Origin of the sequence: Methanocella paludicola SANAE (assembly GCF_000011005.1) — an archaeon.
Lineage (GTDB): Archaea > Halobacteriota > Methanocellia > Methanocellales > Methanocellaceae > Methanocella > Methanocella paludicola.
This window is the reverse complement of record NC_013665.1, coordinates 13,353-33,630: the sequence shown is the minus strand read 5'-3', so window position 1 is coordinate 33,630 and position 20,278 is coordinate 13,353. Positions and strand designations below refer to the sequence as shown.

Here is a 20,278-nt window from a genome sequence, read left to right as displayed (position 1 = left end):
TTTATAACCTGCTAAGTTCTTTTTTCGATGGCGCTCCTGTAAACGGCCAGGAGCTTTTCGGCGCTTTTTTCGAGCGAGTGCTCCGAAGCGGTGCTCAGCGCGCCCCGCCCAAGCTTTTCTCGTAACGCTTTATCGCTCAGTATTTGTATGAGGCGGCCCGCCATGGCCTTCGTGTCGTCAGTATCGAATAAGAACCCGTTCTCGCCCGGCAAGACGGCGTCGGGTATGGCCCCGGCGTCGGCGCCCACCACGGGCACCCCCGTCGCGAAGGCCTCCAGCACGATGAGGGACTGCGTCTCCACGGGCGAGTTAAGGGCGAGAACGTCCGCCGCGGCGAACGCCTTCGGGAAGTCATCGTCGCTCACGTAGCCCGTGAATACGACGGACTTCTGCAGCCCGAGCTCCTCCACGAGCGCGTCCAGAGATTTCCTGGCCGGCCCCCTGCCCACGATGAGCAGCTTCGCGTCCGGGACGGCCTCGAGCACCAGGGGCATCGCCTTTATTACGCCGTCGATGCGCTTCTCGAAACTGAGCCTCCCGCCGTGCAGGATAACGGGCGATTCGCCGAGCCCGAACTTCTCCCTGAACGCGTCCCGGCCCTCACGGCCATACCTCTTCAGGTCCAGGCCATTGGACACGACCTCGATACGCCTGTCCTTTACATCGATGTACCGGGCGGCCGACTTCGCCGGGACGATGATGACGTCGCAGAGGCCGTAGAACCAGTTCTGGTAGGCCCTCGCGATGCCCTTCAGCATGCGCCGGCTCATCTTGAAGTGCCTCGATAAATAAACAACATACTCGTCCACGGGCGTATGGAAGGTGCCCACCAGGGGGACCTTGAGGCGCCTTGCGGTCCGCCAGGCGCAGTACCCCAGGACGAAGGGCGTGTGGGCGTGGACGACCTCCGGCCCGAACCGGGAGGCGTCCCTCACCGGCCCCAGCACGTCCACCGATGCCTCGAACTCCGGGTACGGCAAAAACGTGAAGGCCCGGTAGCGGTGCACCTCGGCCCCGTCCATCGACGCCACGCCGGGCTTCCTGCCCTCGGTGAAAACCCTCACCTCGTGGCCCCTGCCCGACAGCATCCGGTCGAAGTTCCGGACGGCGTTGACCACGCCGTTGACCTGGGGGTAGAAGGTGTCGGTGAACACGGCGATCTTCATGTTTACACCGTAGGGGCGGTCTTGCCCATTAATATTGCGGGCCTTCCACAAAAGATATTACTTTCACAATACACTAACGCAGCATAATAATACTAAATCGGCGAAAAAAGGCACGAATATGGCAGACAGAAAAACGGCCAGAGAGCTGGCAAAGGACATGAAGGAGATATCCTTCAGCGAATTCATCGCCACTAACCCTCACCTGGTGGGATTCGAGAGCTCGCTCAAGATGATACCGATGTCCATCCACGAGATCCTCACCAATTCGCTTGACGCCTGCGAGTCCGCGGGCATACTCCCCGAGGTCTGGATAGACCTGAAGAGCATTGACGAGAAAGGCCGGCTGAAGCGGTACCGTTTAACGGTCCGGGATAACGGCCCCGGCATCATGCCCAAGAACATCCCGCCCGTGTTCGGCAAGCTACTCTACGGCAGCAAGTTCGGCGTCCGGAAGCAGTCGAGGGGGCAGCAGGGAATAGGGGTCTCCGCGGTCGTGCTCATCTCGCAGATCAAGACAGGCGAGCACGCCGTCGTGAGGTCGTCCACGGACGGGAGGAACACGCACGTCTACGAGCTCACGGTGGACGTGAACAAGAACGCGGCGAAGATCCATAATGCCTGTAAGGAGAAGTCGGACGGCTGGAGGGGCGTGGAGGTGAGCGTGGTGCTCGAGGCCATGTTCTCGTCGCGCATCATGGAGTACCTGGAGCTGACGGCGGCCATCAACCCCCACATGGCGCTGCACTACGACGGCGTGGACGAGAAGGACCGGCTGGACGTGGAGAGGAGGACGGACGTATTACCGAGACAGCCCGTTGAGACGAAGCCCCATCCCCTGGGCGCGGACTACGACCTCTTGAGTAAAATGGCCGCCCGCACGAAGCACAGGCGCCTCTACGATTTCCTCAAGGGCGAGTTCGACCGGATGCGCCCGGACATCGTGAGGAACATCGTCAGGAGCTGCAAGGACACGGTGGACGTGGACAGGCCCCCTGCAGAGCTTTCGAGAAAGGAGCTTTCTGGCCTGGTGGAAGCCATGCGGGGCGTGGAGACGCTGCCCCCGTCGCCGGAATGCCTCTCCCCCGTAGGCGAGGATATCCTCATCAAGGGCGTGGTGGACCGGCTCAGGCCGAAGTTCATCGCCGCCGTCACCCGGAAGCCCTCGGCCATGCGGGGACAGCCGTTCTTAGTGGAGATTATCATGGCCTACGGCTGCGAGGCGGACTTCGGCGGCTCGCCCGACCCCATCACCGGCGTGTCTGTCCACCGGTTCGTCAACCGGGTGCCGCTCCTCTTCTCCGAGTCGAGCGACGTCATCCTGAAGGCCGTGAGGGAGGCGGGCCTTGGCCGATACGAGGTCGTCCCCGAGTCCAGGTCCCACGTGTTCGTCCACGTTGCCGGCGTGAACATCCCGTACACGAGCGAGAGCAAGGAGGCCGTCAAGGCCGTGGACGAGTACTACGAGGAAATAAGGCTCGCGGTACAGGACTGCGGCCGCAAGATCTCCAAGCATATTCGCCAGGTCAAGAGGACGGAGGAGAACCTCATCAAGGGCAAGAAGAAGGCGGTCATCCATTCCTTACTGCTCAGGGAGCTGAACCGTTTCGCCGGGAAGAAATTGGCCGACCTGGCGTACGCGGAGTCGTTCGGGTTCGACGATTCTCTAGCGGAGGTGGTCAGCCAGTACCACCTGGACGTGTGGCGCACTGCGCCAAGGAAAATGAAGCGAGAGGAGGCGAAGGGCGCGGCAGTGGCCGCCTGAGCCATGGCAGCGGCAAAGAGTAAGGTGGGCGGAAAGGCGGCCGCCCGGATGCGCCTCTACGACGAGATCGAGGCGGCGGCGATGGCCGACGACTTCGAGGGCCTCTACGATATCGCCTCCTCCGCGAAGCGGGCGGACTTCGTGAAGATGCTGGACCGGCTGGAGGAGGAAGGGCATTCCAGCATGGCGCTGGCCCGGGATATTCTACGCGATAGGCGGCTCACCCGGGACCAGGAGCAGGCGATCATGATATTGTCGGCCTACTGCCTGGGGTCGATGGTCCGGGTGGAGAACGCGCTGCCCTATACGTTCAAGGCCCTGAAGGTCGACCGCAGCTCGGTCGAGTACGACGACGTGGACGGGTACAACGTCACGGGGGACACCGTGGCCATGAGCACCGCCAACATCGACCAGGCGGCCACCATCGCCAAGCTCCAGTTCCTGGTGAACCACGTCATCGAGACGGTGGCCGCCAACTCCGTGTCCACGAAGAGGGACTGCTACTACATGCTAAAGAACCAGTTCCAGAAGTACCCGTGGATGGACCTTAGCGGCCAGGGCGAGAGCGACCGGCTGATCGACACGCTGGAGCGCATCATCCGCATGCAGCGCGAGAACCTGAACATCATCGCCGACCCGAAGGGCCTTATTTATGGCGACATCACCCTCGTGGACGAGGAGGGAAAGGAGTTCAACTGCCATGAGCGGGAGCAGGGCATCACGGGCCTGGCCGGGCAGTGGGAGGTGAAGTCGCACCACGTCAAGGCGGTCATAGCGATAGAGAAGACCGGCGTCTTCATGGACCTTAAAAAGCTGAAGGTGGCCGACGAGCTCGGCATCGGGCTGATCCACCTGGGCGGCCAGCCCGCCCGGGGGTGCAGGGCTTTAATAAATCTCCTGTCCGAGAAGGGCATACCGATCGGAGTTTTGACCGACCTGTCGCCGTGGTCGGGAATGATCGCAAAGTCCGTGCTCAGCGGAAGCATCGCGGCCGCCCACCTGAGCGGCCTCCACGCCTCGAAGGCGGCATTCCTGGGCATCGAGTCCTCCGACGTGGACGACTGGCTCAAGGACGTGTGGAAGAGCGTGCAGGAGCCTCTGAGCGGACACGACACGGCCAGGGCCCAGAACAACCTGTCCCTGCCCTACATGCAGGACGACTACTGGAAGGGCGAGAACTCCTGGTTCGTGAAGTCCGGCAAGAAGACCGAGCTGGAGGCGCTCGGGACCGCTGCGGGCTCCCCGCTAAAGAGAAAGGAGTTCTATAAGAAGTACCTGAGGGCGAAGCTAAAGGAAAAGTTAAAAGTGAAAGTATAGTTTTACTGGGGGAGCAGCGCCTTCAGCTTGCCCTCGATGTACTGGCGCGGGACGGCGCCGATGATGGTGTCGGCCAGCTTGCCGTCCACGAAGATGAACAGCGTGGGGATGCTGCGGATGCGGAACTGGGTGGTCACCCTGGGGTTCTCGTCCGTGTTCAGCTTGAAGAATTTTACTTTGTCGCCGTAGTCCTTCGCGAGGGCCTCGATAGTGGGCGCCAGGATCCTGCACGGGCCGCACCAGGGCGCCCAGCAGTCGACGAGCGCTACCCGGTTGCTCTTGACCGCCTCGTCGAACCCGGCGTCGTTGACCTCCTTAACGAACTGTGTGGTCTCAGCCATGATAAAAAACTCCTGAATGTGCTATACTACTACATTACGCATTAATATTTATAGGATTTGGGGGTTTTTATGCTGTTCGCCGCCGTAAAAAATGCTTTAAAAGTTGCGGCTTGAGCGCATAATGTATATATCATTACTTTTTTATAATAATCTGTGAGGTGTTTAGAGGTGTCATTGGGTAAGGTCATGGTATCAGTCATCGCTCTCGCCGTGCTCGCCGCCCCCGCGGCCGCCTGGTCGACGTCGTACTCCTGGTCGTCCTCGGACGGCTCGAGCCCGCTCGGCATGTTCGGCTCGCCGCTCGGCAGCCCTTTCGGGAGCTTGTTCGGACACAGCCCGCTCACTGGCTACGGCCTCGGGAACTACCCGTATTATAGCATGCCCTCGACGACGTCGTACTCCATCTTCGACGACGACGTGTTCTCGGGCTTCGGCGACGCTTTCAGCGGCAGCCTGTTCGGGCAAAAGGACTACGGCACGCCCCCGGAGGAGGCCATCAAGGATACTCTCGTAGGCTCGAACCTCACGTATAACGGCGGCTTCATGAGCATCCCGCTCCAGTACAGGCTCGACGAGACCGACATCGGCGAGATCGCCGGGACACAGTATGACGGCGAGGACGCATGGAAGGTGCGCGTGGGCCAGGCGGGCGTATACTGGGACGTCATCCTGGACGAGACGGGCACCGAGGTCCTGAAGGCCAGCCAGGTGTGAGGCTTAAAAACGCCTTTTTTGTAATGGTTACGTGATCATGACATAAACTTCATATGCCATCCTTTCGAATTGATAAGCATGCTTTGCGGGTGATACCATGAAAAAGACCTCGATACTTCTCCTGTCGTTATTAATAAGCGCTTTATTGCTATCCGGATGGGCCCTTGCCTTCATGCCATCCGAAAAGGCAAGCTACCCCCACACGGTCTGGACAGACCGCAACATCAAGGGCACGGTCAGCGGAAAGGTGGTCTCGTCCATGGACCAGTCCCTGGGCGTAGAGGGGGCATACGTGGCGCTTGTGGACGCCATGAGCCCCGGTAAAGAGTACGCCAACACGACGACGAGCGCGAACGGCGAGTTCAGCATGGGCGGCCTGGGAGCCACGTACAGCTCGGTGAGGCAGATAGGGCCCGACGGCAGCGCCGGTACCCTCTCTCAGGGGATGAACATGTTCATGCTGTACGTGAACAAGACCGGCGGCGGCGAGGGGTACTCGAGCACGTTCGGCATCGACACGAACCATACCACCACCCCGGTCGGCACGGTGGTCATATACGCGGGCGTCCCCGAGGCCACGGCCACTCCCGAGCCCACGGTGCTGCCCACTATCGTCGTCTCGACGCCGGAGCCCACGGCACAGCCGACCGTCGTTCCTACGTCCGTTCCGGAGACCGTGACCCCGGCTCCTTCCGGGGGCCTGTCGGGCTACCTCGGCCCCATACTGGTCGTGGCCCTGCTGCTCGTTCTGGCTGCGGCATCGGCAGTAGTCTATTTCAAGTTCCTGAGGAACAGGCTGTTCAAGAGGCTAGGAAAAAAGTGAAGCGCTAAAAGCACGCGGGCGCGTTCGGGTCCCTGACCGGATTGTCGGGGCATCCCGGGCACCCGGGGCAGCCCAGCCCGTACCCGTCGTCCGCCGCGTGGACGATGTTGCCTGGCGCGGCCTCACAGGCTGGCAGCGGTGCCGCTATCAGCAGCACGATCACGAGGAATAGGATAGCCGTTCTCATTCCATCACCGGGCTATTTCTTCTCGCTCTCCTCGCCCTTCTTGACGAGCTCCTTCACCTTCTGGCCGCCCTTGTGCCCTATCTGCGAATAGAACTCGGGGCCCCTCTCTTCCTTGACCTCCTCTCCGCCCTTGTGGCCGATCTCCTGGTAGAACTCCCTGCCGTGGGTCTTCGCGGTCTTCTCCCCGCCCTTATGGCCCGCCTCCTCGACGGTCATCTCGCCTTTCTTCCCCTTCTTCTCGGGCATTTTTCGCACCCCGGTAGCCCTATTTATTCACGTTATGATAACAGTGAGTCACAATATGTGCGGGGCCGATATCGGAAAAAAGCTATTTTATCATAGGGAGCAAGATCACGAACCGGGCGCCCTTCGCATGGTCTCCCCTTACGCGGTCCTCGACACGTATGATGCCGCCATAGTTCCCGACGAGCGTCTTCACAATATACAGCCCCAGGCCCATGCCCTTTGCCCGTGGCGACCCCTTGAGCGAGCGGCTGAAGAGCGTCTTCTTGAGCTCGTCCCGGATGCCGGGGCCGTCGTCCTCCACCGAGACCCGGTAATGCGCTTTCCCGCCCTCCTGTGCCTCGTCCAGGCTGATGAGGACGCTCGCGCGCTTCCCGGTGTGCTTCACCGCGTTGCCCACGAGGTTCGAGAACACGTCCCGGAGCAGGTCGTCCGCGAGGACGTGGCAATGCTCGCGGCCGTTGAGGCTCAGCATCACCGTCTTGCCGGGGGACCTCGCGTACTCGCCGTACACCTCGCCCAGCACCTCGCACAGGTCCACCTCGTGGGCATGGCCGGCGTTCGGGATCTTCTGAAGCTTACGCACGTTGCTGATGAGCCTGGTGCTCCTCATCAGGGCCTCTATAGCCATATCCAGGTGCTCCTCCCTATCGCCGGGCATATCCCGTGCGAGCTCCAGGTAGCCCAGGGCCGCCTGGTGGATGTTGTTGATGTCGTGGCCCATCAGGTCCACGTAAAGCTCGGCCTGGGCTTTCGCTTCCTGTAACGCCGCTTCAGCCTGCTTCCGGCCGGTGATATCCTCGGTGATCCCCATCAGGTACGCCAGCGCCCCGTTATGGAATATGGGGGTGACGGTCAAGTTCACCCAGACGACGGCGCCATCCTTCCTTATATAGCGTTTTTCGCTTGAGAATGTGGACAGCCGGCCGGACAATAAGCTTTCGATGAGCCGGGCTTCCTCGTCCATGTCGGTCGGGTGCGTGATGTCCTGGGCGGACATTTTTAAAAGCTCTTCCCGGGTATACCCTGTGATGTCGCAGAATTTCTGGTTTACCTTTAAAAATCTGCCGTCGCTGCTCACGTGCGTCATGCCTACGGCCGCCTGCTCGAAGGCCGCCCTCAGGTCCTCTTCGCTCTCCCGGAGCGACTCGCTGGCCTGATTCCGCTCGGTGATGTCCAGGGCGATCTCGAACCTCACGTCCCGGCCGTCGGGCCACTTGATGATCCGGTCCACGATCCCGAAGTCCCGGTTCACCGTGGGATTATGGAATTCCCACCGGCAGGGCTCGTCCTTATTATTGAGGATGATGCCGTTCGTGCAGAAATCGCAAGGGGCGTCCCTGTCCTGGATCTCCCTATAACAAATACCTCCAATGAGGCTCTTGCCGAACTTGTCCTGCATCGCCTTGTTTGCATACAGGATCTCGTACGTGCACGGGTCCGAGATATAGATGACCTCATCGATGCTGTCGAAGATGCTCAGCAGCTGCAGCCGCTCGAACTGAAGGGATTCCTCTGCCCGCCGGCGCTCCGTGATATCGTTGCCCACGGAGAGGATCTCCACGGCGTTCCCGTGCTCATCGCGGATAGCCCGGTTCGTCCACGCGATCGTTACCCGCTCGCCGTTCTTGCAGATGTTCTCGTTGATGTTCAGCTCGTAGCGCTCGGGATGCGCCAGGACATCGTCTATCATGGCGGCCAGGTCGCGGCCGGTGGACTCGGACGGGGGCACGATCGTCCCCACCACGTTCCTGCCCAGCACCTCGTCCTCCGAAAAGCCGAACAGCTTCTCGGCGAACTCGTTAAAGAAAGTCAAGTTGCCCTCCATGTCCCAGCGGATGATGATGCTGTTGGCGCTCTCGACCGCCTCCCGGTATCGCTGCTCGCTTTCCTCGAGGGCGGCGTTCCGGGCCCGTAGCGCCTGGAGCTCGGATAGAAGCTCTTCCGTCGTCCTGCCTGCGTCTGGAGGGTTGGAGGGGGCGGGTTTAAAGCTCATGAGATCCCGTAAATATTTAGATGGCCCGAATTAATATTAATCCTTTCAGGTCCGGGCTGCGATGCCGGCTACGAACGGCATCGGGGCCGTCGACATGGCGAAGAACGCAAAGCTCGACGTCGTCATGATGGGCCGCCGCATGCCGGGCATGACTGGCTTGACGTGTCGGCACATAGTTTATTATTAGCGGTTTTTGCAAGAAAAAGTCCGGATATAAGAGATACCACTTACTTCTTAAAAGAAAGTGGGACAACCCGGATTTGAACCGGGGTTCATGCGTCCCAAACGCACGAGGATGGACCAGGCTACCCCATTGTCCCGTTCTGCGAGACTCCTTTGTATGGCTGGGACGATATATATGTTGTGGTTTTAGATGCCTTCCGCTAAAGGTATTTATCGGATAGCGTGGTAGATTTCGACCATAGCGTAAATTGAGGTCGGGCCGCGATGGGATTCCTTGACAGGATACTGGGCGCCTCCGGGGGCCGCAAGCCGGAAGAGGCGAGGACGTGCGAGCGCTGTAAGAACTATGCGGGCTGTAAGATAAGGGAGACCGGCAGCGGCACTACCTGCGAGAACTACGATGAAAGAGCCTGACGTTCTTCCCCGCAGCTTCTACGCCCGGGACACCATCGATGTCGCTAAAAAGCTTTTAGGGAAGGTGCTGGTCCGGGATACGCCCGCAGGCCGCATCTCAGTGCGGATCGTCGAGACGGAGGCCTATTGCGGCCCCCGCGATAAGGCCTGCCATGCCAGCAGGGGCCGGACAGAGCGCAACGGCGTGATGTTCGGCGAGCCCGGGCACGCTTACGTGTATTTTATTTATGGCATGTACCACTGCCTTAACTTTGTGACTGAGCGCGACGGCTATCCCGCGGCCGTGCTCGTCCGTGCCGGGGAGCCGCTGGAGGGCGTCGAGGCCATGCGGGCCCTGCGAAGGAAGGCCAAAAAGCCCGTCGACTTGACCTCCGGGCCCGGGAGGCTATGCATGGCCCTAGGGATCGACCGGGCGCTCAACGGCGCCGACGTATGCAGAAAGGGGCCGCTCTACGTCGAGGATAGCGAGGACGCCGTGTTCGAGGTCGTCAGCAGTAAGCGCATCGGCGTGGACTATGCCGGCGAATACAGGGATAAGCCCTGGCGTTTCTATATAAAGGGCAGCCCGTTCGTGTCGGTCAGGGCGGATAAAAATTAGTGCCCGTACAGCTGAGGGTTCAGCCTCGGGATGAGGGCCATGAACACGCTCTGCTCCGTCAGCCTCATCCGGGTCAGCATGCCACGGGACAGGAACCCGATGGCGCCCTCCTTTTCTCCCAGGTTCTCGATGCCCGACACGGCGCTCATCACGTCCCCGACCTCCTTGCCCGAGGTCACCTCGTCAAGGACGATGGACGGGTACTCGAAGCCGCTCCCGCACCCCAGCGTCAGCCACGAGCCGTCGTAGATGGCGCAGTACTGGATGTCGATCATGATGTCGCCGACCTTGAACAGCCCCGCCTCGATGCCCACGCCGTAGTCGAACTTCTGAGGGGCGAATGCGCCCTTCGCCCTGTTGATGGCGCCCGTGACAGTCTCCTCGCCGAAGGGCTGGGCGGGGACGCCCGAATGGGCAGCAACGCCCTCGACCTCGACGATGCCGTACAGCCTGGAGAAGATATTCTCCACGGCCTTCACCTTCACCGGGTTCCTGGAGCCCACCGCGATCTTCATTTCCGCCTCCTCAGCAGGTTGCCATGCACGTCGATCTCGCCCATGACGACCCTGGTGGCGGAGATCGGCCGGCCGTCCTCGGCCAGGATGCACTCGACCCGGTAGACCTCGATAGGCTTTTTCCCAAGCTCCTTCCGTTTCGCGTTAATCTTTAGTGCCATGGGGTACGTCTCCGCCGAGACCACGATATAATCGTAGTCCTCGTTCAGCGTCGGCCCGTAAGGGTCGTCTATTCTGAAAATGTGCGCCTCCACGCCGATCTCCTGCTTTATCCAGTCCCTCAGGGCTTCGACACGCTCCCGGTACGGCCTCACCGGCCTGACCCGGCCCTTATGCGCCATCTCGTCGGAGGTGACGCCGATGTCCACGTTCTTGCTCAGCTCGTACGCCTTACGGAGCAGGGCCTTGTGACCGTCGTGGAGGGGCTGGAACGTCCCGCCGATGGCCACCTTCACTTCGATGCCTCCCGGTATTTACGGGCCAGCCGCACGTACTCCTCGCAGTTGCCCTCGAGGTACTTCATCTGCTCCGGCGTGAGCTGCCTGATCACTTTGCCGGGTACGCCGACCACCATGGAGCCGTCCGGTATGACATCCTTCTCCTTTACCACGGCGCCCGCGCCGATGATGCAGCGCTCGCCGACCTGAGCTTTGCTTAAAATGATGGCGCCCATGCCGATCATGGAGTACTTGCCCACGGTGCAGCCGTGGATGATGGCCCCGTGGCCGACGGTGACCCCCTCGCCGATGAGGACGTCCTCCCCCCGGTCAGAGTGCACCACGGCGTTGTCCTGGACGTTGGCTTTCTTAGAAACAGTGATGGTGGCCTCGTCTCCCCGGAGGACGGCGCCGTACCAGACGCTGGACTCCTCCTCCAGGCGCACGCTGCCCGCGACGACCGCCGTTTCAGCGACGAAGGCGGAGGGGTCGATGGAAGGCTTTGAGAAATGCTGGATGATCATGTCTCTGGAATATTTCACGCCGGACGGTAAAAAGGTATGGTAGGAGCCTCATGCCTCCAGGCGAAGCCTCTTTGCCACGAAGTCCGCGTCCAGCGCCAGTAAAAACGGCCCCAGCTTCGGGCCACGGGGCTTGCCCAGGAGAAGCGTGTAAGCGGTCTTGAACAGCTTGCCGGGCTTGACGCCACGGCGCTTGGCCATCTCGAAGATCTCGTACTGCGTCTCCTCCTCGGTGTGCTTCGCCTCGATGTACGAGGCGAGCTCCGACAGCGCGTCCTTCTCGGCGGCGTCCATGTCGGCGGGCACCTCGAGCTTCTCCTTGATCTCGATGTTGTACTCCTCGGGGCCGTACCTGCGCGCCCATGTGCCGGCCTTGTATACCCTGGTCAGGGCGTCCTGCTCCTGCTGCTTCGTGGCGTCCTGTGGCAGGTGGCCCGTCTTCTTGAGCGTGCGGATGATGTGCTCGTCGTTCTTCGAGACGCTCACCATGGCGGCGAACGTGTATGGGATGCGCACCTTCCGGTGGTCGATGGGGAGCATGGGGTACACCCGCTTCGCGAGCTCCTTCTCCTCGGGGTCGGGGGTCTCCACCTCGTCGTAATAGATGCGCTCGAACCGGTCGAACGCGTCGACGATGAAGTTGATGTTCTTGACGTCCAGGTTCTTCTGCTTCATGGGATTGAGCGAGTAGAAGTACAGGAACGTCTCTGGCTCCATGATGTCCAGCATGTCCTGGGTGATGAACACGTTGCCGTGCCGGGTGGACATCTTGGCGCCGTTGATCAGGAAGAACTCGTAGACCGTATACACGGGCGGCTGTCTCTTGAGTATCACTTTCGATATCTCCTGCCCGGACGGCCATGAGCCCTCGTAGTGGTCCTTCCCGAAGGGCTCCATCTTGACGTCGAAGATCTGCCACTGGGACGGCCACTCGAACCGCCAGGGCAGTTTGCCGTTGTTAAGGGAGGTCGTGCCCTGGTGGCCGCAGCCCGGCACCTCGAACTCGCCGGCGAGGGACTTTGACTCGCACACGTAGTCCACGGTCCAGTCGTCCAGGTTGACCCCGGTGGCCTTCGCGGTGATGCGGCCGCAGTTCTCGCAAATGGGGTTAAATGGAATGTAGTCGGCCGGGGTGTTCATCTGGAACCTCGAGATCACTTCCCTGGCGAGGGGGATGTCCGAAAGGATCGTCCGCATCGGCGGCTCGAACTTGCCCGCCGCATAAAGGGCGTCATTGCTGTAGTCCTCTACGTGGACTCCCAGCGCCTCCACGCCTTCCAGCCAGACGTTGTTGAAGTGCTCGGCCCACGACTTGCAGCAGCCGAAGGGGTCGGGGACATGAACGTAAGGAATGCCGACGTACTTGCCCAGCTCTTTTAATTCTTTTTCCGACAGGACCTTCCAGCGGCCCTCCCGGTCCGGCATGCGCTCCGGGATCTTCCGCAGCGGGTCCCGGTCGTCGCTCGTGTGGACGTGCCTCGTCTTTACGCCAAGGCTTTTTAACGATTCGCTGATGAAGTAACCGCGAAGGATGTCGTTGATGTTGCCTATGTGCTTGCCGCCCGACGGGGACGCGGCGCACTTGACCACGACCTCGCCCTTGCCGTACCGCTCGACGACCTCGTCCGCGATCGAATCGGCCCAGAATACCCTGTACGTCATGTTATCCGGCTCAATCTATCCTTTCATAATATAAGTTGTTTTCTGATGGGGCTATTTTGGGCCTGCAGGGGGCTGCATGAGGATGTAGGCATTCCCGTAGAGGTCGGCGAAGATCGCCTCGACGGCGAACCCGAAGTCCTGAGGGGAGCTGAGTATCTTCACGCCCTTCTTCACGAGCTCGTCGCACGTCCCCTGGCAGTCGTCCACCTTGAACGCCCAGGTGGTGCCCTGGCCGACCCGCCTGAGCATCTCCTTCGCGCCCTCCTCCCCGAACGTGGCCGCGCCGGGCTGCTGGAGCACGATCTGCACGTCGCCTCCCTTCGGCCTGACGGTCAGCCACCGGTCCCCCGTGGGCATCTTTGAGTCCTCGACCTTCTCGAACCCCAGCTTCTCCGTGTAGAACTTCAGCGCCTCGTCGCTGTCCCTGACAAGCACGGTCACGTGCGTGAGCCTCTCGATCATAAAAGTCACTCTAATTGAATATGCGCCGGGAAGAATAAAACATCTCTTACCAGTTGACGCCCGCCAGGGCGCACCGGGCCGCCACGGGAAGCATCTTCAGGCCCCTGTACGAGTACCGCAGCATCGTCCTCCGTATCTGGCGCTCGGCCCACGGCACGTCGAGGTCCTTCGATATGTAGAACCTGGGCCTGAACAGCCCGGAAGCGTCCCCGGCCAGGCCCTCCTTTTTCGCCGTCTCGAAGAGCAGCGTGCCGGGCAGCAGACGTATGCCCATGGTGTAGGTGAACTCGGCGTAGGGGACGTGCCGGAGCATATCGAGGGACTCCCTGAGGGTGGAGGCGTCCTCCCCAGGGCCGCCGAACAGGGCCTGAACCATGAAAGGAATATGGTGGCGGCCCAGGAGCCCGGCGCAGGCCAGCACGTCGTCCAGCGTGAACGGCTTATGGTAGCTCTTGAGCATCTTCCTCGAGAACGTCTCGGCGCCCAGCGAGGCGTAGATGCCCCCGGCCCTCTTGAAAAGCTCCATGAGCTCGTCGTCGAAGTGGCCGGCCACGGGGACGAACGTAGTGTTGAGGTAGACCCTGACGCCGGAATCGATGATGGCGTTCAATACTTCTTTAGCGTAGCCCGAGGGAACGTTAAAGCAGGCATCCGTGAGCGTGACGATGCGGATCCCCTGCGCCTTTAGCGCCTTGATCTCCTCCACGACGTCGCCCACGTTCCGGGGCCTGAGCTCCCCGCCGAACGCCGTGGTCACGTTGCAGTATGCGCAGCGGTAGGGGCATCCCGACTTGGTGACCGCGCTGCCTGCCAGGAAGCCCTTCGTATATCCGTTTAGGTGCAACAGGTCCCACCGGGCGGCAGAGCGGTATCCTCCAAGGTCGGGCGGGTTCGCCATGATGCGCCCGCCCTCCCTCCACACGAGCCCCGGTATCCCCCGGTCCAGCCTCCCCGATGCCAGCGACGCCAGGAGCCTGGGCAGGCTTTCCTCTCCCTGGCCCGCGATGCCGTAGTCCCCGCCCAGGTACTGGAGGGTCTCGGCCGGGAAGGTGGTGAACGCCGTGCCCCCGAGCACCGTCTTTACTCCGGCCTTATGGACGATGCCGGCCAGCTTCTTTGCATCATCGATAAAATATTGCGTGTGGCGCATGTCCTGGTTGTCCACGTTCCTGATAGACAGGCCCGCGACGTCAGGCCGGAACTCGTCTAAGGCCCGCCATAGCTCGCCCTCCGGGTCGCTCGAGAACATGAGGTCGAGGACCCTTACCTCATGGCCCTCACGGAGCAGCGGCCCCGCCAGGTAGGCGATGCCGACGGGCGGCGGCGCCATGGGACGATACCGGTTCGTGTAGACCAGGAGGACCTTCATAAATAATGATTTTATATGTCACGTTATATATTTTCTCGGGCCTGTTTTTGGTTCCATGCGTCCACGAGCTCCAGCACCTGGAACAGGTTGATGCCCTGGACCACGGCATCGGGCGCTACCCCCTTGATGGGCCGGGCAGGCCTGTCCGAGACGAAGATGGTCCGCATGCCGAGCTTAGAGGCGCCCATCATGTCAGCCATCATGTCGTTGCCCACCATGACCGCCTCCGACGGCCTCACTCCCAGGTTCCCCAGGGCACGGGTGAATATCCGGGAGTTGGGCTTCTTTACCCCGGCCTGGCTTGACAGGACGATCGTCTCGAAGTAGCGGGCCAGCTCGTAGAGCCCCAGCTCGGGCATGGTGAACGCCTCCTGCGCGTTGGACACGATGCCCAGCCGGTACTTCTTCTGCATCTGGTCAAGCGCGGGCTTGACGGTGGGGTAGATGAACATCTTCCTGCGCGTGGCGGACCTGAAAAGGTGGGAGAGGTCCGTGGACAGGTGGTCGAGCTCCTCGGGGGTCCTCGAGGCGAACTTCGTGACGATGCTCTTGAACACGTCCCGCACGTCGGCGTCCGGGAAGAGCTCCCGGTGCTCGCCGATGCGGGCCTCGAACTCCTCGATGATGCTCTTGAAGATGTCGGCCTCCGCCCGGCTCCGGGCCTCCTCCGAGCCCAGGCGGCGGGCGAACTCCTCGTGGTAGAGCCACTTCAGCTGATCCCCGGAGACGTAGATGTACTTGTACTCGAGCCACTTCGACATGGCGTTGTACGTCGCCATGTCCGACTCGTCCGTGGAGATGTCGATGAGCGTGCCGTAGATGTCGAAGAGTATCGTCGTGATCATGGCCCCTCCTCGATGCGCCTGGCGCCCGCCTCGACGAGCGAGCGGCGGTAGCCGTGCTTCCAGTATCCCAGCATGGCGATCTTGAGCAGGCCCCGGGACACGTAGAAGGGCAGGAGCTCGTCGATCTTTTTCCGGTCCGCCGGGGAGGGAGCGTATGCCCGCAGAAAGCGCTCGACGTAAGGCTTCGCCCTGCCCGCGTCGCCGGCCACGTAGGCGCAGTGGTGCTCAAGCTCGGCCACCATGGTGCCCACGTCAAGGAGGGGGCTCCGGCCCGGGCGGCTGCGCTCCAGGTCTAAGCCGTAGATGACCCCCTCGTGTATTTTGAAGTTCGAGGGGTTGGCATCGCCGTGGACGGTCACCCCCCTCTGCTCGAATAGGGGCCTGTGGCCATACCAGCGGCTCAGCCCCTTCGTCACTCTCCTGTGGAACCCGTCCAGCGCGCCCTGCTCCTCCAGATAGAATAAAGGCTTCATGTACGAGTAGAACGTCTCCGCGGCGTCGACCTTCGGGCTCTGGGGCATCAGGCCGTGGACCTTCCTCAGGAAGCCGGCCGCCAGGCCGAGGGCTTCAAGAAGCTCGCCGTCGTCGCCGCCCTTCAGCGTCCGCTGTATGATCGAAAGCAATGTGTCCCCGGGCACATAGGCCGTGGCCAGGGCGCAGTCCAGGCTTTCATTTATGCCGAGCGTGCGCACGACCCGGTGGCGGCCCGATGCGAACCCGTTCTTCTCGAACTCCCTGAGCGTGTCGTACTCGGCCTTCATCTCCCGGCAGGGGTCGTAGGTGACGCTGGTGCGCCCCAGGGTGCGGCGGAAGAACTTCACGTGGACCAGGGCGCCGCCCGACCCGTATACGCGGGACTCGTGGGACGATGACCTGGAGGCCTCCAGCACGGCCATCTCGCCGGGATGGCCGCCGAACACCTCGGGGTGCTGCCTGGCCAGGCCGGCCAGCCAGTCGAGCGTGGCCTGCATCACTACTCCCCTAGAGAGTACGGCACCGCGTCGGGGAACACCTCGATGCCTCCCCGCCCGATGCCCATGGGCACGATCTTCATGCTGAACGCCTGGCGCCTCATCTTGGTCACCCAGAAGCACCGCTCCACGTTGTTCCCCGACCTGGACAGGAAGAGGCTGATGTTCCCGTCGGTCATGTACATCTCCTCTGTCAGGGGCATGTTGGGGAACACCCCCATGGCCTCCGAAATGATCAGGGAGGTGATGCCGCGCCTTTTGAGGATCCGGATGAATTTCAATAAATACCTCCGCCGGTCCACGTCCTGGGGGAAGTAGTACTTGAAGAGGTTCATGGGGTCGATGACCATCCGCCTCGCTTCCGTCCTGCCCAGCACCTCCATGATGCCCTCAAGCGAGCCGGGAAGGTCGGTCCTCGCGAAGTAGTCGTCCGTCATCATGGTGATGGCGCCCTTCTCCACCAGGCTGTCCCAGGCCTCCAGCCCTATGGAGCCCGCGTACTCGGACAGGGACCGGTCGGTCTCCTCGATGGCCACGATGAGCCCGCCCTCGCCGTGGTCCCTGGCCCCCGCATAAACGAACTGCATGCCGAATATGGACTTTCCCGAGCCGGGCGGCCCCGAGACGAGCACGGCGGACCCTGGGTAGATGCCGCCGTTTAAAATAGTGTCAGCTCCGGGCACCCCCGTGCTGACGTAATCGATGTGTTGCGCCATGTGGTTCAATCAGACAATATATAATTGTTTATATAATAATGTTGTCAAAAAATAGAAAATTAGACGACAGAGTCGATCCAGATGATGTCCATCGTGTCCAGGTCGATGACGGCCGCCTGGCCCTCGGCCGCATAGCCGGGGTTGATGACCCAGGCGCCGTCCTTGATCTTTCCTCTTGCGCCGTGGATGTGGCCGCATATGACGACGTCCACCTTCTCGAGCGCGCGGCGGAGGGCGGGGCTGCCAGCGGCGCCGTGGGGCGTCATGTCCAGCGTGTTCTGGGGCGGCGTATGCGTCACAAGGACGGTCCGCTGGGGCAGGTTGTGGCTCAGGAGGACGTCCAGCTTATACTCGAGCTCCTCCTCCGTGTACTCGCTGGGCGTGTTGTTCCCTGTCGGGTTCGAGCCCCCGAGGCCCATGAACTCGGTGTTTTTATATATCCGGGGCGTCTCCTCCAGGTCCACGGCATACTGGCCGATGGCCGCCTTCACTTCGGGCGTGTCCCAGTTACCCGCGACGCAGAGGACGTTCTTACAAAAGTGCTTCAGCTCCGATATCGAGCGCACCGCGTTCTCCGGGGGCCCGCCCTGGGTGAGGTCGCCCGCAACTACGACGAGGTCGACCGGGTCGCTCTTCCTCATGATGCCTTCAAGCCGGAAAAACTTGCCGTGGATGTCCGAGATGGCCAGGATCTTCATGAGCATATTTTACTCTCTTGTTCACATAAAGATTGGCAAGTAGCCCTTTTTACGCAGGCAACCATTTTAACCCCGCGGCCCAAATCTTTGATCGGGTGTAAAATGGGGAACAGGCTACAGACGATGGGGTGGGAGTTCGACAAAGAGGAGCTCTGCTTTAATTGCCGGTCACAGGCCATCCAGCGCATTAAAGTATTATCCCGGGAGCTGCTGACCCAGTGCACGAACTGCGGCGCCGAGGCCCACTACGCCCTGCACGGGGCGTACCAGGAGAAGAAGATGCCGGAGCTGATCGGCAGCGACGTGGGCGAGGCGCTCGGCGCCTGGTGCTTCTGCCACGAGGCGCTCTGCCCGAACTGCAGCTCGGAGACGACGAACGAAGTGCTTATCGACACCGTCATGGCCATGATCGCCTGCGAGAAGTGCCTGCTCACGCGGCTCTACAGGTTCGACGCGTTCGACAAGAGCTGGCGGAGGTAGCATGGACGAGACCTGGATGATCTTTATTTTGCCCGAGACGGGGCTGCAGGCGTGCCGGATGGCCGCCCTCGCGGGCTCCGCGGGGCTGAGGACGAAGCAGACCTGCTTCGGGGTGCTCGCCGAGGGAGAGGCGGGGGCGGTGAGGGGCTTCGTCGGCGCCCTGAGGCGGGACCACGACGGCATATACGTGAAGCGGCGGGGATTCTCCATCGAGGACACGGAGATCTGCGCCTGCACCTTTCGCTTTGAGGAGGGGCTGCCTCCCTGGCTGGCCAGGCACATGGGCCAGGTAAAGCGCTATACGTCTTGATGGCATAGCTTTTTATTTCTGCAGCGCGCCAATAGCAGGGAGGAGTTACTCTGGAGAAGCTGAAAGCCGGCGAATGGGCAGTCATCGGGGGCATCGCGCTCTTCATCGTCCTGGTACAGGTGATATCGCTCCTGCTGGTGCCGCCGCTGCAGAGCTACGAGCTGGACAACGTCTTCGGGAACCCGGAGAGCGTGTGGAACTCCGTCTATTATGTCGTGCTGCTGTTGCTTTTCACGGGCGCGCTGCTGCTCATCATCAAGTTCAAGATGAACTGGATCATCCAGGTCATCATGGGCATCGCCATCCTGTCCACGCTGACCTACGTATTCTTCGGCCTGGCCGTGCTCCTGGCGCCTTCCCTGGACCCGCTGATCGTCTCGGGGGCGGCAGTCGTGCTGTCGATCGTGCTCACCGCGCTGCTGGTGCTGTACCCGGAGTGGTATGTCATCGACACGGTAGGCGTGATGGTGGCGGCGGGCGCGAGCGCACTGTTCGGCGCGTCCCTGGCCATATTGCCGACGATCGTCCTGCTGGTGCTTTTAGCCATATACGACTACATCTCCGTATACAAGACGAAGCACATGATCAGGCTCGCCGAGGGCGTCATGGACACGAAGATGCCCATCATGTTCGTCATGCCCCGGAGGTGGGGCTACTCGTACGTCCACGCGAAGGGCATAACGAGCGAGGGCGGGGAGAAGGAGGCGTACTTCATGGGGCTGGGGGACGCGGTCATGCCCACCATCCTCGCCGTGTCGGCCAACGCGTTCCTGAGCGCCCCCCGGCTCCTGGGGTTCGTGAGCCTGCCCGCGCTGGGCACGATGCTCGGCACGCTCGCCAGCTACGTCGTCCTGATGTACATCGTGGTGGAGCTTAAAAAGCCGCAGGCGGGGCTGCCTTTCCTGTGCACCGGGGCCATCGTGGGCTTCATGCTCGGGTGCCTGGCGGCCGGCATCAACCCGTTCTAAGCAGCTCTAAGCATCATAAGAATGCACGAAAACCGTTTCAGCCTCAAAGCGACACCAAGCTGGCTCAAAGTTCTCAAAGACTTTATAAAATAATTTTTATCGTCTTCGTGTCGCTTCACGCCCTTCTTCGAGTCTCTTCGTGGCTGAAAAAGTCTTCGAGCCTGCTTATTATACTTTGAGTGCTTTAGATAACCGAAAATCTTTTCTCTGATGCCGGTACATAGGATACCCATACGGTGCTAATTTTAATATAATTAAGACCGGCTAAAAAGGTGAGAAAATGTCAAACGTTGAAGCCGTCATCAAGCAATGCGTGGACGTGCTGTCCAGGATAAAGGACGACGACACGGTGCCCCGCAACATCAGGCGAAGCGCGGATAGCGTGAAAAACATACTGCTCAACACGAAGGAAAGCCCCGCAGTGCGGGCCGCGAGCAGCATATCCATACTGGACGAGATCTCGAACGACCCGAACATCCCGCTCCACACCCGCACGCTCATCTGGAACATCGCGAGCCAGCTCGAGACCATTTCCGTGGACGGATAGGCCCGGCTAAAAGCCGCTTTTTTATCCCGTCCG

The 20,278-nt window shown here is 61.1% G+C and carries 26 protein-coding genes and 1 tRNA gene; 10 read left to right on the top strand and 17 right to left on the bottom strand.

Features of this window, described 5'->3' with window-relative positions; all coding sequences use genetic code 11:
• Positions 1-11: 11 nt before the first annotated feature.
• The gene (locus tag MCP_RS00220) at positions 12-1,166 is read right to left on the bottom strand and encodes a glycosyltransferase (protein WP_012898794.1); all 1,155 of its coding nucleotides are present in this window, start codon (positions 1,164-1,166) and stop codon (positions 12-14) included.
• 118 nt (positions 1,167-1,284) lie between these two features.
• Here MCP_RS00220 and MCP_RS00215 point away from each other — a divergent pair, with 118 nt between their 5' ends.
• Both MCP_RS00215 and MCP_RS00210 read left to right on the top strand, forming a co-directional pair.
• On the top strand, positions 1,285-2,928 hold the full coding sequence (locus MCP_RS00215; protein WP_012898793.1) for a DNA topoisomerase VI subunit B: 1,644 nt from the start codon (positions 1,285-1,287) through the stop codon (positions 2,926-2,928).
• Positions 2,929-2,931: 3 nt separating this feature from the next.
• Positions 2,932-4,245 carry a DNA topoisomerase IV subunit A gene (locus MCP_RS00210; RefSeq protein ID WP_231845116.1) on the top strand — a complete coding sequence of 438 codons (1,314 nt, stop codon included), beginning with the start codon at positions 2,932-2,934 and terminating at the stop codon, positions 4,243-4,245.
• Positions 4,246-4,247: 2 nt separating this feature from the next.
• Here the strand turns inward: MCP_RS00210 and trxA are convergent, their stop codons facing one another.
• Positions 4,248-4,586, bottom strand: coding sequence for a thioredoxin (gene trxA / locus MCP_RS00205; RefSeq protein ID WP_012898791.1), 339 nt, complete (start codon positions 4,584-4,586; stop codon positions 4,248-4,250).
• 168 nt (positions 4,587-4,754) lie between these two features.
• Here trxA and MCP_RS00200 point away from each other — a divergent pair, with 168 nt between their 5' ends.
• Both MCP_RS00200 and MCP_RS00195 read left to right on the top strand, forming a co-directional pair.
• On the top strand, positions 4,755-5,300 hold the full coding sequence (locus tag MCP_RS00200; protein WP_128859863.1) for a hypothetical protein: 546 nt from the start codon (positions 4,755-4,757) through the stop codon (positions 5,298-5,300).
• 97 nt (positions 5,301-5,397) lie between these two features.
• Entirely contained in the window at positions 5,398-6,123 is a 726-nt protein-coding gene (locus MCP_RS00195; RefSeq protein WP_012898789.1) for a hypothetical protein, read from the top strand.
• A gap of 4 nt (positions 6,124-6,127) precedes the next feature.
• On the opposite strand, the gene MCP_RS00190 is transcribed toward MCP_RS00195, so the two are convergent.
• The 5 genes from MCP_RS00190 to MCP_RS00175 all read right to left on the bottom strand — a co-directional run bounded on the left by MCP_RS00190 (position 6,128) and on the right by MCP_RS00175 (position 8,869).
• Complete coding sequence (locus MCP_RS00190) at positions 6,128-6,310, bottom strand: hypothetical protein (protein ID WP_012898788.1); 183 nt, start codon at positions 6,308-6,310, stop codon at positions 6,128-6,130.
• A gap of 12 nt (positions 6,311-6,322) precedes the next feature.
• Positions 6,323-6,556, bottom strand: a complete 234-nt coding sequence (locus MCP_RS00185; RefSeq protein ID WP_012898787.1) for a KGG domain-containing protein — start codon at positions 6,554-6,556, stop codon at positions 6,323-6,325.
• A gap of 82 nt (positions 6,557-6,638) precedes the next feature.
• Positions 6,639-8,549, bottom strand: coding sequence for a PAS domain S-box protein (locus MCP_RS00180; protein WP_012898786.1), 1,911 nt, complete (start codon positions 8,547-8,549; stop codon positions 6,639-6,641).
• 45 nt (positions 8,550-8,594) lie between these two features.
• Entirely contained in the window at positions 8,595-8,723 is a 129-nt protein-coding gene (locus MCP_RS16090; protein WP_269445992.1) for a hypothetical protein, read from the bottom strand.
• Between the two features lie 71 nt (positions 8,724-8,794).
• Positions 8,795-8,869: transfer RNA gene (locus MCP_RS00175), tRNA-Pro, on the bottom strand.
• Between the two features lie 127 nt (positions 8,870-8,996).
• Between MCP_RS00175 and MCP_RS15555 the strand changes: the two genes are divergently transcribed.
• On the top strand, positions 8,997-9,146 hold the full coding sequence (locus MCP_RS15555; protein ID WP_158301422.1) for a hypothetical protein: 150 nt from the start codon (positions 8,997-8,999) through the stop codon (positions 9,144-9,146).
• A complete protein-coding gene (locus tag MCP_RS00170; protein WP_012898785.1) occupies positions 9,133-9,744 on the top strand; it encodes a DNA-3-methyladenine glycosylase in 612 nt (203 codons plus the stop codon). The genes MCP_RS15555 and MCP_RS00170 overlap by 14 nt, the downstream gene beginning before the upstream one ends.
• Here MCP_RS00170 and yjjX read toward each other — a convergent pair.
• Genes yjjX through MCP_RS00120 form a run of 10 tightly spaced genes read right to left on the bottom strand, consistent with a single transcriptional unit; the run spans position 9,741 to position 17,946 of the window.
• Entirely contained in the window at positions 9,741-10,259 is a 519-nt protein-coding gene (yjjX, locus tag MCP_RS00165; RefSeq protein ID WP_012898784.1) for an inosine/xanthosine triphosphatase, read from the bottom strand. The two genes, MCP_RS00170 and yjjX, sit on opposite strands and share 4 nt — an antisense overlap.
• The gene (locus MCP_RS00160) at positions 10,256-10,714 is read right to left on the bottom strand and encodes a phosphopantetheine adenylyltransferase (protein ID WP_012898783.1); all 459 of its coding nucleotides are present in this window, start codon (positions 10,712-10,714) and stop codon (positions 10,256-10,258) included. The genes yjjX and MCP_RS00160 overlap by 4 nt, the downstream gene beginning before the upstream one ends.
• Positions 10,711-11,220, bottom strand: a complete 510-nt coding sequence (locus MCP_RS00155) for a gamma carbonic anhydrase family protein (RefSeq protein WP_012898782.1) — start codon at positions 11,218-11,220, stop codon at positions 10,711-10,713. Before MCP_RS00155 ends, MCP_RS00160 begins: the two co-directional genes overlap by 4 nt.
• A gap of 48 nt (positions 11,221-11,268) precedes the next feature.
• Entirely contained in the window at positions 11,269-12,879 is a 1,611-nt protein-coding gene (lysS, locus tag MCP_RS00150; protein ID WP_012898781.1) for a lysine--tRNA ligase, read from the bottom strand.
• Positions 12,880-12,930: 51 nt separating this feature from the next.
• Positions 12,931-13,341: a VOC family protein gene (locus MCP_RS00145; protein WP_012898780.1), complete on the bottom strand. Its 411-nt coding sequence runs from the start codon at positions 13,339-13,341 to the stop codon at positions 12,931-12,933.
• A 46-nt stretch (positions 13,342-13,387) separates the two neighbouring features.
• Positions 13,388-14,710, bottom strand: a complete 1,323-nt coding sequence (locus tag MCP_RS00140; RefSeq protein WP_012898779.1) for a B12-binding domain-containing radical SAM protein — start codon at positions 14,708-14,710, stop codon at positions 13,388-13,390.
• 23 nt (positions 14,711-14,733) lie between these two features.
• On the bottom strand, positions 14,734-15,555 hold the full coding sequence (locus MCP_RS00135; protein WP_012898778.1) for an HAD family hydrolase: 822 nt from the start codon (positions 15,553-15,555) through the stop codon (positions 14,734-14,736).
• The gene (locus MCP_RS00130) at positions 15,552-16,526 is read right to left on the bottom strand and encodes a phosphotransferase (RefSeq protein WP_012898777.1); all 975 of its coding nucleotides are present in this window, start codon (positions 16,524-16,526) and stop codon (positions 15,552-15,554) included. The genes MCP_RS00135 and MCP_RS00130 overlap by 4 nt, the downstream gene beginning before the upstream one ends.
• A 2-nt stretch (positions 16,527-16,528) precedes the next feature.
• Complete coding sequence (locus MCP_RS00125; protein ID WP_012898776.1) at positions 16,529-17,242, bottom strand: RAD55 family ATPase; 714 nt, start codon at positions 17,240-17,242, stop codon at positions 16,529-16,531.
• Positions 17,243-17,301: 59 nt separating this feature from the next.
• Positions 17,302-17,946, bottom strand: coding sequence for a metallophosphoesterase family protein (locus MCP_RS00120; RefSeq protein ID WP_231845114.1), 645 nt, complete (start codon positions 17,944-17,946; stop codon positions 17,302-17,304).
• Positions 17,947-18,042: 96 nt separating this feature from the next.
• On the opposite strand from MCP_RS00120, the gene MCP_RS00115 reads away from it, so the two are divergent.
• The 4 genes from MCP_RS00115 to MCP_RS00095 all read left to right on the top strand — a co-directional run bounded on the left by MCP_RS00115 (position 18,043) and on the right by MCP_RS00095 (position 20,245).
• Positions 18,043-18,420, top strand: a complete 378-nt coding sequence (locus tag MCP_RS00115; RefSeq protein ID WP_128859861.1) for a hypothetical protein — start codon at positions 18,043-18,045, stop codon at positions 18,418-18,420.
• A 1-nt stretch (position 18,421) separates the two neighbouring features.
• A complete protein-coding gene (locus MCP_RS00110; protein WP_012898773.1) occupies positions 18,422-18,730 on the top strand; it encodes a DUF2102 domain-containing protein in 309 nt (102 codons plus the stop codon).
• Positions 18,731-18,780: 50 nt separating this feature from the next.
• Complete coding sequence (locus MCP_RS00105) at positions 18,781-19,698, top strand: presenilin family intramembrane aspartyl protease PSH (RefSeq protein ID WP_128566939.1); 918 nt, start codon at positions 18,781-18,783, stop codon at positions 19,696-19,698.
• 280 nt (positions 19,699-19,978) lie between these two features.
• Entirely contained in the window at positions 19,979-20,245 is a 267-nt protein-coding gene (locus MCP_RS00095) for a UPF0147 family protein (protein ID WP_012898771.1), read from the top strand.
• The last annotated feature ends 33 nt before the right edge of the window (positions 20,246-20,278 follow it).

What these genes read in the sequence shown, in the direction of transcription:
- trxA (WP_012898791.1), bottom strand. Translation starts at nt 4,586, where the DNA reads ATGGCTGAGACCACACAGTTCGTTAAGGAGGTCAACGACGCCGGGTTC.
- MCP_RS00220 (WP_012898794.1), bottom strand. Translation starts at nt 1,166, where the DNA reads ATGAAGATCGCCGTGTTCACCGACACCTTCTACCCCCAGGTCAACGGC.
- MCP_RS00210 (WP_231845116.1), top strand. Translation starts at nt 2,932, where the DNA reads ATGGCAGCGGCAAAGAGTAAGGTGGGCGGAAAGGCGGCCGCCCGGATG.
- MCP_RS16090 (WP_269445992.1), bottom strand. Translation starts at nt 8,723, where the DNA reads ATGTGCCGACACGTCAAGCCAGTCATGCCCGGCATGCGGCGGCCCATC.
- MCP_RS00115 (WP_128859861.1), top strand. Translation starts at nt 18,043, where the DNA reads ATGGGGAACAGGCTACAGACGATGGGGTGGGAGTTCGACAAAGAGGAG.
- MCP_RS00140 (WP_012898779.1), bottom strand. Translation starts at nt 14,710, where the DNA reads ATGAAGGTCCTCCTGGTCTACACGAACCGGTATCGTCCCATGGCGCCG.
- yjjX (WP_012898784.1), bottom strand. Translation starts at nt 10,259, where the DNA reads ATGAAGATCGCGGTGGGCTCCAGGAACCCGGTGAAGGTGAAGGCCGTG.
- MCP_RS00130 (WP_012898777.1), bottom strand. Translation starts at nt 16,526, where the DNA reads ATGCAGGCCACGCTCGACTGGCTGGCCGGCCTGGCCAGGCAGCACCCC.
- MCP_RS00190 (WP_012898788.1), bottom strand. Translation starts at nt 6,310, where the DNA reads ATGAGAACGGCTATCCTATTCCTCGTGATCGTGCTGCTGATAGCGGCA.
- MCP_RS00120 (WP_231845114.1), bottom strand. Translation starts at nt 17,946, where the DNA reads ATGCTCATGAAGATCCTGGCCATCTCGGACATCCACGGCAAGTTTTTC.
- MCP_RS00185 (WP_012898787.1), bottom strand. Translation starts at nt 6,556, where the DNA reads ATGCCCGAGAAGAAGGGGAAGAAAGGCGAGATGACCGTCGAGGAGGCG.
- MCP_RS00215 (WP_012898793.1), top strand. Translation starts at nt 1,285, where the DNA reads ATGGCAGACAGAAAAACGGCCAGAGAGCTGGCAAAGGACATGAAGGAG.
- MCP_RS00135 (WP_012898778.1), bottom strand. Translation starts at nt 15,555, where the DNA reads ATGATCACGACGATACTCTTCGACATCTACGGCACGCTCATCGACATC.
- MCP_RS00195 (WP_012898789.1), top strand. Translation starts at nt 5,398, where the DNA reads ATGAAAAAGACCTCGATACTTCTCCTGTCGTTATTAATAAGCGCTTTA.
- MCP_RS00125 (WP_012898776.1), bottom strand. Translation starts at nt 17,242, where the DNA reads ATGGCGCAACACATCGATTACGTCAGCACGGGGGTGCCCGGAGCTGAC.
- MCP_RS00145 (WP_012898780.1), bottom strand. Translation starts at nt 13,341, where the DNA reads ATGATCGAGAGGCTCACGCACGTGACCGTGCTTGTCAGGGACAGCGAC.
- MCP_RS00170 (WP_012898785.1), top strand. Translation starts at nt 9,133, where the DNA reads ATGAAAGAGCCTGACGTTCTTCCCCGCAGCTTCTACGCCCGGGACACC.
- MCP_RS00095 (WP_012898771.1), top strand. Translation starts at nt 19,979, where the DNA reads ATGTCAAACGTTGAAGCCGTCATCAAGCAATGCGTGGACGTGCTGTCC.
- MCP_RS00180 (WP_012898786.1), bottom strand. Translation starts at nt 8,549, where the DNA reads ATGAGCTTTAAACCCGCCCCCTCCAACCCTCCAGACGCAGGCAGGACG.
- MCP_RS00155 (WP_012898782.1), bottom strand. Translation starts at nt 11,220, where the DNA reads ATGATCATCCAGCATTTCTCAAAGCCTTCCATCGACCCCTCCGCCTTC.
- lysS (WP_012898781.1), bottom strand. Translation starts at nt 12,879, where the DNA reads ATGACGTACAGGGTATTCTGGGCCGATTCGATCGCGGACGAGGTCGTC.
- MCP_RS00110 (WP_012898773.1), top strand. Translation starts at nt 18,422, where the DNA reads ATGGACGAGACCTGGATGATCTTTATTTTGCCCGAGACGGGGCTGCAG.
- MCP_RS15555 (WP_158301422.1), top strand. Translation starts at nt 8,997, where the DNA reads ATGGGATTCCTTGACAGGATACTGGGCGCCTCCGGGGGCCGCAAGCCG.